Origin of the sequence: Conexibacter sp. CPCC 205762, assembly GCF_030646155.1 — a bacterium.
Taxonomy (GTDB): domain Bacteria; phylum Actinomycetota; class Thermoleophilia; order Solirubrobacterales; family Solirubrobacteraceae; genus Conexibacter.
The window spans coordinates 203,889-216,738 of the sequence record NZ_JAUTDN010000001.1; the positions used below are offsets into that span (position 1 = coordinate 203,889).

The 12,850-nt window shown below is 73.1% G+C and carries 14 protein-coding genes; 3 read left to right on the forward strand and 11 right to left on the reverse strand.

All coding sequences use genetic code 11. From position 1 onward, the window contains the following. The 9 genes from Q7L73_RS00910 to Q7L73_RS00950 all read right to left on the reverse strand — a co-directional run bounded on the left by Q7L73_RS00910 (position 1) and on the right by Q7L73_RS00950 (position 9,004). Positions 1-1,560 carry an ABC transporter substrate-binding protein gene (locus Q7L73_RS00910; protein WP_304691202.1) on the reverse strand — a complete coding sequence of 520 codons (1,560 nt, stop codon included), beginning with the start codon at positions 1,558-1,560 and terminating at the stop codon, positions 1-3. Positions 1,561-1,660: 100 nt separating this feature from the next. After that, positions 1,661-2,704, reverse strand: coding sequence for a Xaa-Pro peptidase family protein (locus Q7L73_RS00915; RefSeq protein ID WP_304691203.1), 1,044 nt, complete (start codon positions 2,702-2,704; stop codon positions 1,661-1,663). Beyond that, positions 2,701-3,414 carry a PIG-L deacetylase family protein gene (locus Q7L73_RS00920; RefSeq protein WP_304691204.1) on the reverse strand — a complete coding sequence of 238 codons (714 nt, stop codon included), beginning with the start codon at positions 3,412-3,414 and terminating at the stop codon, positions 2,701-2,703. Before Q7L73_RS00920 ends, Q7L73_RS00915 begins: the two co-directional genes overlap by 4 nt. Then, a complete protein-coding gene (locus Q7L73_RS00925) occupies positions 3,411-4,220 on the reverse strand; it encodes an SDR family NAD(P)-dependent oxidoreductase (RefSeq protein WP_304691205.1) in 810 nt (269 codons plus the stop codon). The genes Q7L73_RS00920 and Q7L73_RS00925 overlap by 4 nt, the downstream gene beginning before the upstream one ends. Beyond that, positions 4,217-5,368 carry a mandelate racemase/muconate lactonizing enzyme family protein gene (locus tag Q7L73_RS00930; protein ID WP_304691206.1) on the reverse strand — a complete coding sequence of 384 codons (1,152 nt, stop codon included), beginning with the start codon at positions 5,366-5,368 and terminating at the stop codon, positions 4,217-4,219. Before Q7L73_RS00930 ends, Q7L73_RS00925 begins: the two co-directional genes overlap by 4 nt. Beyond that, positions 5,365-6,201, reverse strand: a complete 837-nt coding sequence (locus Q7L73_RS00935) for an amidohydrolase family protein (protein ID WP_304691207.1) — start codon at positions 6,199-6,201, stop codon at positions 5,365-5,367. Before Q7L73_RS00935 ends, Q7L73_RS00930 begins: the two co-directional genes overlap by 4 nt. Next, positions 6,198-7,139, reverse strand: a complete 942-nt coding sequence (locus Q7L73_RS00940) for a dihydrodipicolinate synthase family protein (RefSeq protein ID WP_304691208.1) — start codon at positions 7,137-7,139, stop codon at positions 6,198-6,200. Before Q7L73_RS00940 ends, Q7L73_RS00935 begins: the two co-directional genes overlap by 4 nt. 187 nt (positions 7,140-7,326) lie before the next feature. Next, positions 7,327-8,067, reverse strand: coding sequence for an IclR family transcriptional regulator (locus Q7L73_RS00945; protein ID WP_304691209.1), 741 nt, complete (start codon positions 8,065-8,067; stop codon positions 7,327-7,329). A gap of 28 nt (positions 8,068-8,095) precedes the next feature. Then, positions 8,096-9,004 (reverse strand): DMT family transporter, encoded by a 909-nt coding sequence (locus tag Q7L73_RS00950; RefSeq protein ID WP_304691210.1) that lies wholly within the window; start codon positions 9,002-9,004, stop codon positions 8,096-8,098. A gap of 28 nt (positions 9,005-9,032) precedes the next feature. Here Q7L73_RS00950 and Q7L73_RS00955 point away from each other — a divergent pair, with 28 nt between their 5' ends. The 3 genes from Q7L73_RS00955 (at position 9,033) to Q7L73_RS00965 (ending at position 11,124) form a co-directional block, all read left to right on the forward strand. Next, positions 9,033-9,956, forward strand: a complete 924-nt coding sequence (locus tag Q7L73_RS00955; protein WP_304691211.1) for an aldo/keto reductase — start codon at positions 9,033-9,035, stop codon at positions 9,954-9,956. An 86-nt stretch (positions 9,957-10,042) separates the two neighbouring features. Then, complete coding sequence (locus Q7L73_RS00960; protein ID WP_304691212.1) at positions 10,043-10,597, forward strand: nucleotidyltransferase family protein; 555 nt, start codon at positions 10,043-10,045, stop codon at positions 10,595-10,597. Next, the gene (locus Q7L73_RS00965) at positions 10,594-11,124 is read left to right on the forward strand and encodes a hypothetical protein (RefSeq protein WP_304691213.1); all 531 of its coding nucleotides are present in this window, start codon (positions 10,594-10,596) and stop codon (positions 11,122-11,124) included. The genes Q7L73_RS00960 and Q7L73_RS00965 overlap by 4 nt, the downstream gene beginning before the upstream one ends. 18 nt (positions 11,125-11,142) lie before the next feature. Here Q7L73_RS00965 and Q7L73_RS00970 read toward each other — a convergent pair whose 3' ends face one another. Both Q7L73_RS00970 and Q7L73_RS00975 read right to left on the reverse strand, forming a co-directional pair. Then, the gene (locus Q7L73_RS00970) at positions 11,143-11,859 is read right to left on the reverse strand and encodes an ABC transporter permease (RefSeq protein ID WP_304691214.1); all 717 of its coding nucleotides are present in this window, start codon (positions 11,857-11,859) and stop codon (positions 11,143-11,145) included. Further along, positions 11,856-12,815: an ABC transporter ATP-binding protein gene (locus Q7L73_RS00975; RefSeq protein WP_304691215.1), complete on the reverse strand. Its 960-nt coding sequence runs from the start codon at positions 12,813-12,815 to the stop codon at positions 11,856-11,858. Before Q7L73_RS00975 ends, Q7L73_RS00970 begins: the two co-directional genes overlap by 4 nt. Positions 12,816-12,850: the final 35 nt, after the last annotated feature.

Here is a 12,850-nt window from a genome sequence, read left to right on the forward strand (position 1 = left end):
TCACTCCGCGAGACCGGCCGACTCGAAGTGCGGCAGGCCGCCGCCCTCGACCCACACGCCGGTGACGTCCTTCTGCGTCGCGGTCGCGACCGTCGTCTGGACCGGCACGATGATCGGGACCTCTCTGTTGATCAGCTGCTGCGCTCTGTCCCAGACCGCCTTGCGGGCGTCTCTATCAGGCGTCGCGACCGCCTCGTCGAACAGGTCGGTGAACTCGCTGCTGTCCCAGTTGCACTCGCAGCGGCCTCTCAGCAGGAAGCTGAGCTGGAAGTACGGGTCGGGCGCGAAGCTCTGGAAGTTCGGCACGACCAGGCCCGGGAATCTTCTGCCGGCCGGGTAGAACTTCGCCGGCCAGCTGGACAGCTCTCTGTTCTCGATCTTGAGGTCGACACCGGCCTTCTTGAGGCTCTGCTGGAGGATCTGGCCGGAGGTGTTCCACTCCGGGTACTGGCCGGCGACGCCCCACCAGGTCAGCTCTCTCACGCCGGCCTCGGCGAACAGCGCTCTCGCCTTGTCGACGTCGTAGCTGTAGTCGGTCATCCCCTGCGCGAACCAGGGGCTGTTGTCGGCCAGCGGCGTGTTGGTCGGCGCGACCAGGCCCTGGTTGTAGTAGGCGGCCTTGAAGATCGCCTCGCGGTCGGTCGCGTACGCGAGCGCCTGGCGGGCGCGCACGTCGTCGAACGGCGGCGAGCTGAGGTCCATCTCCCAGGAGACGTAGACGCCGGTGACCTCGGGCTCGACGATCGAGATCGACGGCTCGTTTCTGAGCTGCGGGATGTCGGAGGAGGGGACCGACCAGAGCGCGTCGAGGTCGCCCGAGCGCAGCGAGGTGACGGCGGCGGTCGAGTCGGCCGCCTTCACCAGTCTGATCTCGTCCAGCGACGCCGGGTCGCCCCAGTAGTCGGGGTTTCTTCTGAGGTAGACGTGGTCGCCGGGGACGAACTCGGCGACCGTGAAGGGACCGGTGACGGCCGGCTCTCTGTCGATCGTTCTGAGCGAGTCGGTGTCGACGATCTTGACCGGGACGAGCACCTCCGGCAGCAGCGTGTTCGGTCTGCTGAGTCTGAAGACGACGTCGCCGCCGCTGGCGGTGACGCTCTTGATCGGCTCCAGCGCGGTCTTCAGCTGCGTCGCCGTGTCGGGGTCCTGGTAGTACTTCAGCGTCGCCACGACGTCGTTGGCGGTCAGCGCCTTGCCGTTGCTGAATCTGACGTCGTCGCGGAGGCTGAACGTCCACGTCTTGTTGTCGGCCGAGGGCGTCCATCTCGTCGCCAGGTCGGGCTCGACGGTGCCGTCGGGGCCGAGTCTGGAGAGCCCGTCCCACAGCAGCGGGAAGAGCGCCTCCTCCCAGGCGGTGCCCTTCAGGACCGGGTTCAGCTGGGGGATCCCGGAGGCTGCGCCGACGGTCAGCGAGCCGCCCGTTCTGGCGCTGCCGCCTGAGGTCGTCTCGGCGGGCGTGCCGGCGGGCGTCGAGGTCGTGTCCTCCGACGAGCCGCTGCCGCATGCGGCGAGCGTGACCGCCGCCACCGCAGGCAGCGAGAGTGCAACGAGGCGCTTCATTCCGCGTCGTCCTTTCGATCCATGGGGAAATGGCACTGCGCGGCGTCCGCGGACGCCGTCCTGCGGTGGGGGAGCGGCAACGGCCGGCGGCGGTCGCGCTTCACGACAGCTCCAGCCGGTGACGGGAGAGGACCTCGCAGCCGTCGGCGGTCACCCGCACGACGTGTTCGAGGCGGACGCCGAACGTCTCGGCGTAGCTGGCCGGCTCCAGCGCGATCACCATGCCTTCGCGCAGCGAGCCGGTCGCGGACGGCACGAGGCGGGGCTGCTCGTGGTACGAGCTGCCGATGCCGTGACCGCTGTGATGGGGGTAGTCGAGGTCCGCGCCGCGCGCGATCCGGTCGAGCGCGGCGGCGTCGACGCCGGGGCGGACCGCGTCGATCGCACGGTCGAGCGCCTGCGTGACGCGGGCGTGCGCTGCGCGCGCGGCGGCCGGCGGCTCGCCGACCGCGATCGTCGCGCAGGAGTCGCCCCAGACGCCGCCGACGCGCGGCGCGAGGTCGCAGAGGATCAGCTCGCCGTCGTGCACGAGGCGGTCGCTCGGCGCGCCGCCCATGCTGGCGGTGCGCGGGGCGCTGACGAGGTCTGCGAGCACCGGCACGCGCGTGCCGGCGCTCGCCTCCATCGCCCCGCGCACGATCGAGAACAGCTCGATCTCGCTGGCGCCGATCGCGTCGTCGCCGATCGCGCGCAGCGCGGCCTGGCCGGCGTCGGCGACGGCGAGCGCGCGGCGCAGCTCGGCGAGCGCGAGCGCGTCCTTGACGGCGCGGGCGTCGAGCAGGGCCGGCCCCAGACCATCGAACTGGTCGGTGACGGGGGTGCGCCCGTCGAGCGCCTCGCCGACGAGCCGCTGCGCATGCCGCGGGCCGTCGAGCGGGCCGGTCGTGAAGCCCTCGTAGGAGAGCGTCGCGACGCCCTCCGGCAGCGTCGCCGGCAGCTCGTCGTCGCTGACGATCAGCCGCACCGGCTCGCCGCGGCTGAGCAGCACGAGCGGGCCGGGCGCGAACGGGCTCGGGCCGGTCTCGATCTCGCAGGCGAGGCCGGTCAGCCAGTGGACGTTGGCGGGGTCGGCGCACAGCAGCACGTCGGCGCCGGCGGCGGCCGTCAGCTCCAGCGCCTGCGCGTGGCGGTCGGCGAAGCTCATGGCAGCAGCGACGCCGTCGGGATGCGGCGCTCCATCAGGCAGGGACGGAAGACCTCGGCGTACGGCTGCACGAGGCGGGCACCGGTCTGGCGGTCGGCGTCGCGCTGCAGGTCGGCGTAGTCGACGCCGCGCAGCTCGCGCATCACCGCCATCTGGCTGTCGTGCAGGCGCACGATCCGCGCCTTCTTGTCGGCGACCGCTTCGTCGAACGTGACGAAGTGGGTGCCGTCGAAGCCGTGACCGGGTCCGGGATCGCAGTGGAAGATCGCCGGCACGCGCGCCAGCGCCGGGCTGTTCGTCTCGACCGAGGCGATCGTCGTCATCAGCGCCGCGTGGGTCGTCAGCCGCGCGGTCGCGTCGTGGTCGACGCTGTACTCCGCGGGGTTGTGCGTGAAGATCAGGTCGGGTGCGGCGGCGCGCAGCGCCTCGATCAGCGCGAGCCGCACGCGCGGCGCGTCGAAGAGGAACTGGTCGGGCTCGCCGAGGCAGACGTAGGACCCGCCGAGTGCGGCAGCGACGGCGCTCATCTCGCGCTCGCGCACGACGGCCGCCTCCGCGAGCGGGATCGACGGATCCCACGACATGCCCTTGTCGCCGTTGGTCGTGGCGATGAACGCGATCTCCGCGCCGCGTTCGGCGCGCAGCCGCAGCAGCGTCGCGAGGCAGGCCTTCTCGTCGTCCTGGTGGGCGAAGACGCAGGCGATTCTCATGCCGTTCCTCCCGGCAGCTCGGTCATCGCCAGCGACATGCCGCCGTCGACGCGCAGGGTCGTGCCGGTGACGTACTCGGCCGCGGGCGAGGCGAGGAAGGCGACCGCGGCGGCAACGTCCTCGACCGTGCCGAGGCGGCCCCACGGGTGCGCCGCGGCGGCTGCCGCGAGCCGCTCCGGCGTGTGGAAGCGGCGCTCGCCCGAGGTCAGGATCCAGCCCGGCTCGACGACGTTGACGGCGATCCGGTGTCTCAGCAGGTCGCGCGCGAGCGACCGCGCCAGCGCCAGCAGGGCGGCCTCGGCGGTGTTGTAGCCGGCGGTGCCGGGAAAGGCGAGCGTCGCGTGCAGCGAGCCGATCAGGACGATCCGGCCGGGCCTGCCGGCGTCGACCATCTGCCGCGCGGCCGGCTGCGCGAGCGCGAGCGCGGCGCCCGCGGTGCCCTCGACGGAGGCGCGCAGCGCGGCCGCGTCGAGCGCGAGCGCGTCGTCGTGGCGCTCGTGCGAGACGGTGCCGACGGCGACGTCGAGCGGGCGGCCCGCGTCGGCGCGCACCTGCGCCAGCGCTTCCGCCATCGCGGCGGGGTCGGTCGCGTCGGCGACGAGGGTGTGGACGGCCGGCGCGGCGGCGGCGGCGTGCGCGGGCGAGGCGTGCGCGGCATCGCCGAGCCGCGCGGCGGCGGCGGCGAGCCCCGCGGCGTCCACGTCGATCAGCGCCAGGTCGTGTCCTGCCGCGGCGAGCGCGGCGCCGATCGCGCCGCCGATCCCGCCGGCGGCACCGGTCACGACGGCGAGCGGGCGGGGGCTCATGCGACGCGGTACCGGTCGACGACGGCAGGATCGACCTCGACCCCGAGTCCGGGGCCGCTGGGCACGCGGACGCGACCGTCCGCGAGGCCGAGGTCGAGCGGGGCGAGCTGCGCGACCAGCGGCGCCGTCGAGGCGTTGACCTCGACCAGCGGCTCGTTCGGCAGCCAGGCGGCGGCCTGGAGCGTCGCCGCCGTCAGCAGGTGCGAGGTCCACGCGTGCGGGACGACCAGCGCGCCTGCGCGGCCGGCCAGCTCGGCGACCTGCTGCAGCACGGTGTAGCCGCCACAGCGGCCGAGGTCCGGCTGCACGACCGCGACGCCCGGCTCGCGCAGCAGCTCCGCGTACTCGGAGATGCCGCCGAGCTGCTCGCCGCTGGCGACCCGCAGCGACGTCGAGCGGCCGAGCTGCGCCAGCTCGCCCGGCCGGTCGGCCGGCAGCGGCTCCTCGACCCAGAACGGCGCCAGCTCCTCCAGCGCGCGCACGTGGGCGCGCACCGCGGCGGCGTCGCCGGCGATGTGGCCGTCGACCATCAGCTTCACATCCGGCCCGGCCTCCTCGCGCGCGGCAGCCAGCAGCGCGTGGTCGCGGCGCGCGTCGGCGCCCCACGGCCCCCAGCCGAACTTGATCGCGCGGAAGCCCTGGTCGAGGTAGCGGCGGGTGGCGGCGCGCATCTCGTCGGGCGTCTCGCGGAAGAGGGTGGAGGCGTACGCCTGCACGCTGTCGCGGCGGCGGCCGCCGAGCAGCTGCGCGACCGGCACGCCGGCGGCGCGCGCGGCGAGGTCCCACAGCGCGACGTCGATCCCGCTGATCGCGTGCAGCGCCGGCCCGCGGCGGCCGTGGTACCAGGAGGCCTGGTACATCCGCTCCCAGGCGTGGTGGCGATCCCAGGCGCTCAGCCCGACGACCGCGTCCTTCAGGCCTGAGCAGAAGTCGGGGATGTGCGGATGCGCCTCGACGATCGCCTTGACGATCCACGGGTGCGAGTCGACGTCGGCCCAGCCGACATGGCCCTCCTCGCTCGTGACGCGGATCAGCGTCCAGTGGCGCGGGCCGGAGCGCTCGCCGTCGGCGGTCGCCGTCCCGTACTCGACCCCGCCGTCGAGGATCAGCACCTCGACGTCGGCGATCGTCAGCGCGGGCGCGCTCATGCGGCGAGCCCCAGCAGCTCGAAGGTCGGTCGCTCGAGGATCCCCTCGATCACGGCGTCGGGGACCTGCGGCAGCGCGGTGCCCGCGGTGAAGCGGTTGACGGCGCGCAGGCCGACGATCGAGGCGTCGAGCTGCGCGAACGGCCAGTCTGTGCCGAACAGCAGCTTGTCGGCGACGCCGTACTCGACCGCGCTCAGCAGCGCGTTGTAGAGCTGCCACGGCCGCGGGTGCAGCGCGGAGACGTCGGCGTAGACGTTGGGGTGCTTGCGCACGACGACCATCGCGTCGTCGATCCACGGGTGGCCCATGTGGGCGATCACGATCTTCAGCTCGGGGAAGCGGATCGCGACGCGGTCGATCTGCAGCGGCAGCGCGTAGCGCAGCTCGGCCGTGCGGACGAACGTCGTCCCCTGGTGCCAGAGGATCGGCAGCCCGAGGTCCTCGGCCGCCTCGCAGACGCCGAGCGCGGCGGGCGAGAGCGGGTCGTAGCCCTGGTAGGTCGGCGCCAGCTTCAGCCCGCGCAGGCCCATCTCGACGCCCCGTCGCAGCAGCGGCACCGCGTCGATGTCGTTGGCGTCGACGCTCGCGAAGCCGACCAGCTTCTCGGGATGCTGCGCGACGTACTCGGCGACGTACTCGTTCGGCACGTCGAAGCCGATCCGCGGCGCCGCGAAGGCGAGCACGATCGCCTTGTCGACCGGCGCGACCGCCTCCCAGTGCTCCTCCAGCGAGCGCGCCGGATTCGCCTGCGGGCCCCACGCGCGCACCATGTCGTCGATGAAGGCGCCGCTGAAGTGGCGCCGCTCGCCGACGTGCGTGTGGCAGTCGATCATCGCGCGGGGATCCCGTCGGCGGCGGGCGCGGCGGCGGCGCCGTCGTCGGCCGCGAGGCGCGCGAGGCCGGCGTCGCGGCCCAGCTCGTAGGCCTGCTTGAGCTGCTGCGCGCGCGCCGGCGCGACCGGCTGCAGCGGAGACAGCAGCTCGCCGCTGTCGAAGATCCCGATCTCGGCGTAGAGCGCCTTCGTCGTCGCGATCTCGTCGCCGATCCCGAAGGCGTGGATGAACGGCGCCAGCTCGGTCGAGACGATCCGCAGCGCGCCGTCGAGGTCGCCGGCGCGCATCCGCGCCCAGGCGGTCGCGAACGACTCCGGCAGCACCGCCGGAGCGATCACCATCGCGCCGTCGACGCCGGCCGCGAGGAACTGCGACAGGATCGGGTCGTCGCCGGCGAGGACCGTCAGGCCGGCCTCGCGCCAGAGGGGGATCTTGCCGAGGTCGTGGTCGGTCAATTTGACTGAATTGAGCCGCGAAAGTCTGCGCGCCCAGTCGATCACCCAGTCGGCCTGCAGCGGCGTCTTGGTCGTGAAGGGGTTGTCGTAGAGGACCAGCTCGATCTCGATCGCGGCGTCGATCCGCGCGAGGTGGGCGTAGATCCCGTCGGGCGAGTTGGCGAAGTAGAAGGGCGAGCAGCAGAGCACCCCGGCGGCGCCGTGCTCCTGCGCGTGGCGGGCCAGCTCGGCGGCTGCGTCGGCGCTCGTGTGCGAGACGCCGGCGACGACGGTCTTGCCGGCCGGGGTCATCGCCAGCGCCTCGGCGACGATCTGCGCCCGCTGCGCGTCGGGCAGCGACGGCGCCTCGCCGGTGCTGCCCATCAACGTGTAGCCGTCGACCCACGGCAGCATGTGGTCGAGCAGGCGCTGGAAGCTGGCACGGTCGAAGACGCCATCCCGAAACGGCGTCGGGATGACGGGCAGGACTCCACTGATGGGCACGGCGCTCCTTGCTGGTTCGGCTGCGGCGCTCTCTCCTGTTGATTCCGTATCTCGAATCAACATTCGAAATAAGGATACTCACGAACGGGACGCCGACGCAAGCGATTTTTCAGGCACGTGTCAGCAACCGCCAAAGGCGGGGGAAGCGGTGGGATGGAGCCTCCCGCGCGGGACGCAGCCGCGGACGCTAGACCGGCTGCGGCGCGCGGAAGCCGAGCTGCGCGGAGATCGCGCGTGCGGCGCCGACGACGGAGGCGGCCGCCGGCGGCTCGCCGCCCGGCAGCAGGTTGCGCGAGAAGCCGGTCAGGCCGACGCTGGCGACGACCCGTCCGTCGGCGCCGAAGACGGGCGCGGCGATGCAGCCGACGCCGTCGATCTCCTCGCTGTCCTCGACCGCGTAACCGGTCGCGTGCGTCTCGCGCAGCAGCGGCTCGACCGACGGCTCCAGCCCCGCCGTCAGCGCCTCCTGCTGGGCTGGCGGCAGCCAGGCGGCGATCGCGCGGCCGAGCGCGGTGATGTGGAACGGGCTCAGCTTGCCAGGGAAGGTGTTGAACTGGATGAACGTCGGCGTCTCCGCCTTCTCCAGGTACATCACGTCGTCGCCGACGAGCACGCCGAGGTGGGCGGGCACGTCGAAGGCGGCCGACAGCTCGCGCAGGTGCGGCATCGCGATGTCGCGGATCGCGAAGCGCGAGACGACCGCCGAGCCGAGGTGGAACAGCGCCAGCGTCGGCTCCCAGTACTGCGTGCGGCCCTCCGAGCGGCGCGTCACGTAGCCGGCCTCCTGGAGCGTGTGCATGATCGCGTGGCAGCTCGCGGTCGGGATCCCGGTGCGCGCGACGATGTCGCTCAGCATCAGCGGCTCGGACTCGCTCGCGAGCAGTTCGAGCACGTTGAGCGCGCGCTTGACGGCCGGCACCGGGGGCATCTCGCAAGCATACGCGCGGCGCGGCGACTCAGCGTGCGCTCTGCGACGCCGCCAGCCGCCGCTCGATCCGGCCGGGCAGGCGGCCGTCGGTCGAGAACCACGAGCCGGCGAGGATCAGCACGAGGCCGACGATCGCGCCCGCGCCCGGCTGCTCGTCCAGCAGCGCGACGCCGAGCGCGAGCGCGATCACCGGGTTGACGTAGGTGACGATCGTCGAGCGGGTCGGCCCGGCGGTGCGGACCAGCTCGGCGAAGGCGACGAACGCCGCGGCGGTGCAGACGAGCCCGAGCACGACGATCGCGGCGATCGCGCCGGCGGGCGGGACCTCGGTCGGCGGGTCGAGCGCGGCCAGCGGCGTCAGCACGATCGTCGCGAGCGCGAGGCTGGCGCCCATCGTCGCGCGGCCGTCGAGGCCGCCGAGGCCGCGCGCGATGATCAGCGCGCCGCAGGCGTAGCCGGCGGCGGCGAGCACGATCGCGCCGATCCCGAGCAGCTCCTCGGAGCTGCCGGAGACGTCGATCCCGACCAGCGCCGCGACGCCCGCGAAGCCGACCAGCATGCCGACGAGCCGGCGGCCGGTGAGCGACTCGCCAGGCGCGAACTTGAGCGCCAGCAGCGAGGCGATCAGCGGAACCGTCGCGATCGCGATCGCGGTGGTCGAGGAGGAGACGTGCTGCTCGCCGAACGCGATCAGCGGGAAGGGGATCGAGATCTCGATCACGGCGTAGGCGATCAGCCACTTCCAGCGGCTCCTGAGCCCGCCGAGCGCTCTCGCGCGCCAAGCCAGCGCGAGCAGGACGACCGCTCCCATCAGCACCCGCGCCCAGGCGACGAAACCCGGCGGAACCCCGTCGTCGACGGCGATCTTGATGAACAGGTAGGGGATGCCCCAGAGGATCGACATCGTGGCGAAGGCCGCCCAGGCGCGAGGCGTCATGCCGTCGAGGGTATGCAAACTGTTCTCCATGTCGCAGATCGGTCTCGGCCTCGCCGCCATCGGGCGGCCGGCGTACATCAACATCGGACGTGATTCGGACCTCGGAGCGGACCGCTCGGTCGAGACGCTCCGCCGCGAGGCGTGGGAGCTGCTCGACGCGGCGCTCGCGGCCGGGGTGCGCTGGGTCGACGCGGCCCGCTCCTACGGCCTGGCCGAGGAGTTCCTCGCCGGCTGGCTCGACGCACGCTCGCTGGCCGCCGACGTGCTGACGATCTCGTCGAAGTGGGGCTACGCCTACGTCGGCGATTGGCGCATGGACGCGGACGTGCACGAGCGCAAGCAGCTCGACGCCGCCCAGCTGCGCAGACAGCTCGCCGAGACCCGCGCGCTGCTCGGCGACCAGCTCGACATGTACGCGATCCACTCCGCGACGATCGAGTCGGGCGTGCTGGAGGACGCGGACGTGCTCGCCCAGCTCGCCTCGCTGCGCGCCTCGGGCGTGCGCGTCGGGCTGTCGACGACCGGCCCGGCCCAGGCCGCGACGATCGACCGCGCCGTCGAGCTGGGCGCCTTCGACGCCGTCCAGTCGACCTGGAACCTGCACGAGCGGTCTGCCGGCGACGCCCTCGCCCGCGCGCACGCCGCCGGGCTCACGGTGCTGATCAAGGAGGGCGTCGCCAACGGCCGCCTGACCGCCCACGCCGCCCCGCCGCCGCTCTCCGCCGCCGCCGCGGACCTCGACACCACCCCCGACGCCCTCGCCCTCGCCGCGATCCTCGCCCGCCCCTGGGTCGACGTCGTCCTCAGCGGCGCCGTCTCACCGGCGATGCTCGCCTCGAACCTGGCGGCCTCGTCAGTGGAATGGAACGACTCCCTGGAGGCCCGCCTCGCCGTCCTGTCCGAGGATCCGGAGTCGTACTGGCGGACGCGCAGCGAGCTGGTGTGGAGCTGATCGGCCGCACGGGCCGGAGTTAGCGGCCATACGAGATTGCACTAACGGCCACACGAGGCGCTATTATCGGCCACACGAGCGACCTCATGGCGTCCTCCTCCCTGAACACTCTCGCTGAGCATCTCGGCGTCCCCGAGCGGACGCTGCGCCGCGCCGCGGCGGAGGGCTTGGTGCGGGGTGAGCGCACCAGTGCTCGGAAGTTCGTCACCTCGATGCGCGAGGAGGCGTACCTGCGCACCCATTGGCCGCTGCTGAGCGGGCTGCGAGCGGCGCTGCGGACGGAACCGGGCGTGCGCCTGGCAGTCATGTTCGGCTCGCTTGCCGCGGGCACCGCAGGTGACGGTTCCGACATCGACCTGCTGGTGAGGCTCGGTGACCCCTCGGCTCGCCGTGTCGCCGAGCTGACCGGCCGGTTGGAGGAGCGCATCGGACGGGACGTCCAGCTGGTGCGCATCCAAGACGCGGAGCGCACGCCGTTGCTGATGCGCGACGCGCTGGAGCAGGGTCGCGTGCTGATCGACCGCGAGCATGAGTGGGCCGGCCTCGTCGCCAGGCTGCCCACATGGCGCCGCCGTGCGAGGACTGCGGAGACCTCGTTGCTCGACGCGATGCCCGACCTCGATCTCGGCCGGACGCTGTGAGCGCGCCAGCGGCGCCGTTGGAAGCGCAGGACCCGGAACGCGCCCGCGCGCTGAAGGCGAAGATCCGCGACCGCGTGACCGACGTCCGCCGGCACCTGATCGCGCTGCGCGCCGCAATGGCCGAGTTCGGCGAAGACTTCGACCTCGACATGTTCCAGCGCGCGTACGCCTCAGAAGATCCCGCTGAGTTGAACCGCGTCAACGCCGTCGAGCGCGGTGTCGACAAGCTCTACAACACGATCGCCGAGCTGACGGCCTTCGGCCTCGAACTTGCCGAGGTCCGTCCGCGGGCCGCTGACCTCAACGCGCGCCGCGACCTCGCGAACCTGAGACGGATCGGCGTGATCGGCCCCGAGCGCGCCCGGCGGCTGGAACGCCTGCGCGAGCTGCGCCGGCTGCTCGTTCACGAGTACGCCACCGCCACCGCCGAACAGGTCCACGAAGCTGCGCTGATCGTCGCCGACGAGTTCGCCCCCTTCTACGACGCCTACCGCGCCTGGATCGGCCGCGGGTTCAGCTCAGAGTGAGCGCGTCGTGACTTCGGCTCAGACGTCCGCGCGGCGGACGGCGGCGATGCCGAGGGCGAGGTAGGCGAGGGAGCTGCCGAGGAGGATCGCCATGCCGGCCGAGAACGCGTAGGTGTGGGGGAGCGTCGGCTCGATGACGGAGTTGGCGGCCGCCGTCAGGCCCCAGTCGTGGTAGGCGGGGACGCGGGCGACGAGGACGCCCTCGACGACGAGGTACATCACCGCCATCAGCGTGATCGCGCCGCCGACGTGGCGCACGAGCGCGCCGAAGCCGGTGCCGGCGACGGCGATCAGGGCCGTCAGCGCGATCGTGCCGCCGGCGCCCTCCAGCGTCTGGTGGCCCGTCCACGGCCAGACGCCGCCGGCGGAGGAGATCCAGACCGCCGCGACGCCGAGGCAGAGGGCGCAGAAGAGCGTCGCCATCGCGAGCGAGACGATCGCCGCCGCGCCGGCCTTCGCGACGATCACGCGCTCTCGCCGCGGCTCGGTCATTAAGGCGACGGTGATCGTTCTGTGCTCGAACTCGCGCGCGCAGGCGGTCACCGCCAGCACGCCGGCGATCGCGGCCGGCAGCACGGCGAGGTCGATCACGTTCTGGGCCACCGGGCCGTAGTCGCTGGTCCCGATCAGCATCGCGATCACGATCGGCAGCGGCATCAGCACGCCGGCCGCGAACAGCAGCCACGCGCTGCGGATCGTCCGCAGCTTCTCCAGCTCGACCAGCAGCAGCGTCACGCGGCGCTCTCCGGCGACGGCGACGCTGACGCGGGCACGACGCCGCCATCCGCGGCGCGCGCAGAGGAGGCCCGCGGGCCCGGCCCCGCGGTCAGCGCGAGGTAGCGCTCCTCCAAGTCGTCCTCGTCCTCGACCAGGCGGTGGACGGCGATCTGCGCCGCCAGCGCCAGCTCGCCGATCGCGCGCGCGTCGGCGCCGGCGACGACCAGCTCCTCGTCCTCCTCGCTCACCGTCAGCCCGCGCGCTCTCAGCCGCGCGCCGAGCACGCGCGGATTCGCGCAGCGGATCCGCACGCGCCGCTCGCGCACCGATGCCAGCTCGCTCAACGGCCCGCTCGCGACCAGCCGCCCGTGCGCGATCACGACGACGTCGTCGGCGAGCCGCTCCATCTCCGCCAGCAGGTGGCTGGAGACAAGCACGGTCTTGCCCTCCCCGGCCAGCTCGCGCAGCAGCGCCCGCAGCCAGTGCATGCCGGCCGGATCGAGGCCGTTGGCGGGCTCGTCGGCTATCAGCAGCGGCGCGTCGGCCAGCAGCGCCCGCGCGAGCGCGAGCCGCTGGCGCATCCCAAGCGAGAGCGTGCCGATGCGGCTGCGCGCGGCGGGCAGCAGCTCGACGCGGTCGAGCAGCTCCTCGGCTCGCTCCGGGTCGGCGCCGGCCGCGTAGGCCTGCAGCTGCAGCTCGTCGAGCACGCGCCGGCCGGGGTGAAACGCACCGCCGTCGAGCACGCCGCTGGCGACGCGGCCGGGGCGAGGATGGTCGAGCAGCGCGCTGCCGCCGATCGTCACGCGGCCGGCGGTCGGGTGGATCAGGCCGAGGATCATCTTGATCGTCTGCGTCTTGCCGGCGCCGTTGGGGCCGAGGAAGCCGGTGACGCGGCCGGCGCGGGCCTCGAACGACAGCCCGTCGACGACCGATTCCCCGCGGTAGCGCTTCGTGAGTCCCTCGACGGTCAGCATCGGCGGCCGCGATCGTAACGGCGGCGCGGGCGGGG

Excerpts from the sequence above, each read along its gene's own strand:
- Q7L73_RS00910 (WP_304691202.1), bottom strand. The coding sequence starts at position 1,560 with ATGAAGCGCCTCGTTGCACTCTCGCTGCCTGCGGTGGCGGCGGTCACG.
- Q7L73_RS00915 (WP_304691203.1), bottom strand. The coding sequence starts at position 2,704 with ATGAGCTTCGCCGACCGCCACGCGCAGGCGCTGGAGCTGACGGCCGCC.
- Q7L73_RS00920 (WP_304691204.1), bottom strand. The coding sequence starts at position 3,414 with ATGAGAATCGCCTGCGTCTTCGCCCACCAGGACGACGAGAAGGCCTGC.
- Q7L73_RS00925 (WP_304691205.1), bottom strand. The coding sequence starts at position 4,220 with ATGAGCCCCCGCCCGCTCGCCGTCGTGACCGGTGCCGCCGGCGGGATC.
- Q7L73_RS00930 (WP_304691206.1), bottom strand. The coding sequence starts at position 5,368 with ATGAGCGCGCCCGCGCTGACGATCGCCGACGTCGAGGTGCTGATCCTC.
- Q7L73_RS00935 (WP_304691207.1), bottom strand. The coding sequence starts at position 6,201 with ATGATCGACTGCCACACGCACGTCGGCGAGCGGCGCCACTTCAGCGGC.
- Q7L73_RS00945 (WP_304691209.1), bottom strand. The coding sequence starts at position 8,067 with ATGCCCCCGGTGCCGGCCGTCAAGCGCGCGCTCAACGTGCTCGAACTG.
- Q7L73_RS00950 (WP_304691210.1), bottom strand. The coding sequence starts at position 9,004 with ATGACGCCTCGCGCCTGGGCGGCCTTCGCCACGATGTCGATCCTCTGG.
- Q7L73_RS00955 (WP_304691211.1), top strand. The coding sequence starts at position 9,033 with ATGTCGCAGATCGGTCTCGGCCTCGCCGCCATCGGGCGGCCGGCGTAC.
- Q7L73_RS00960 (WP_304691212.1), top strand. The coding sequence starts at position 10,043 with ATGGCGTCCTCCTCCCTGAACACTCTCGCTGAGCATCTCGGCGTCCCC.
- Q7L73_RS00975 (WP_304691215.1), bottom strand. The coding sequence starts at position 12,815 with ATGCTGACCGTCGAGGGACTCACGAAGCGCTACCGCGGGGAATCGGTC.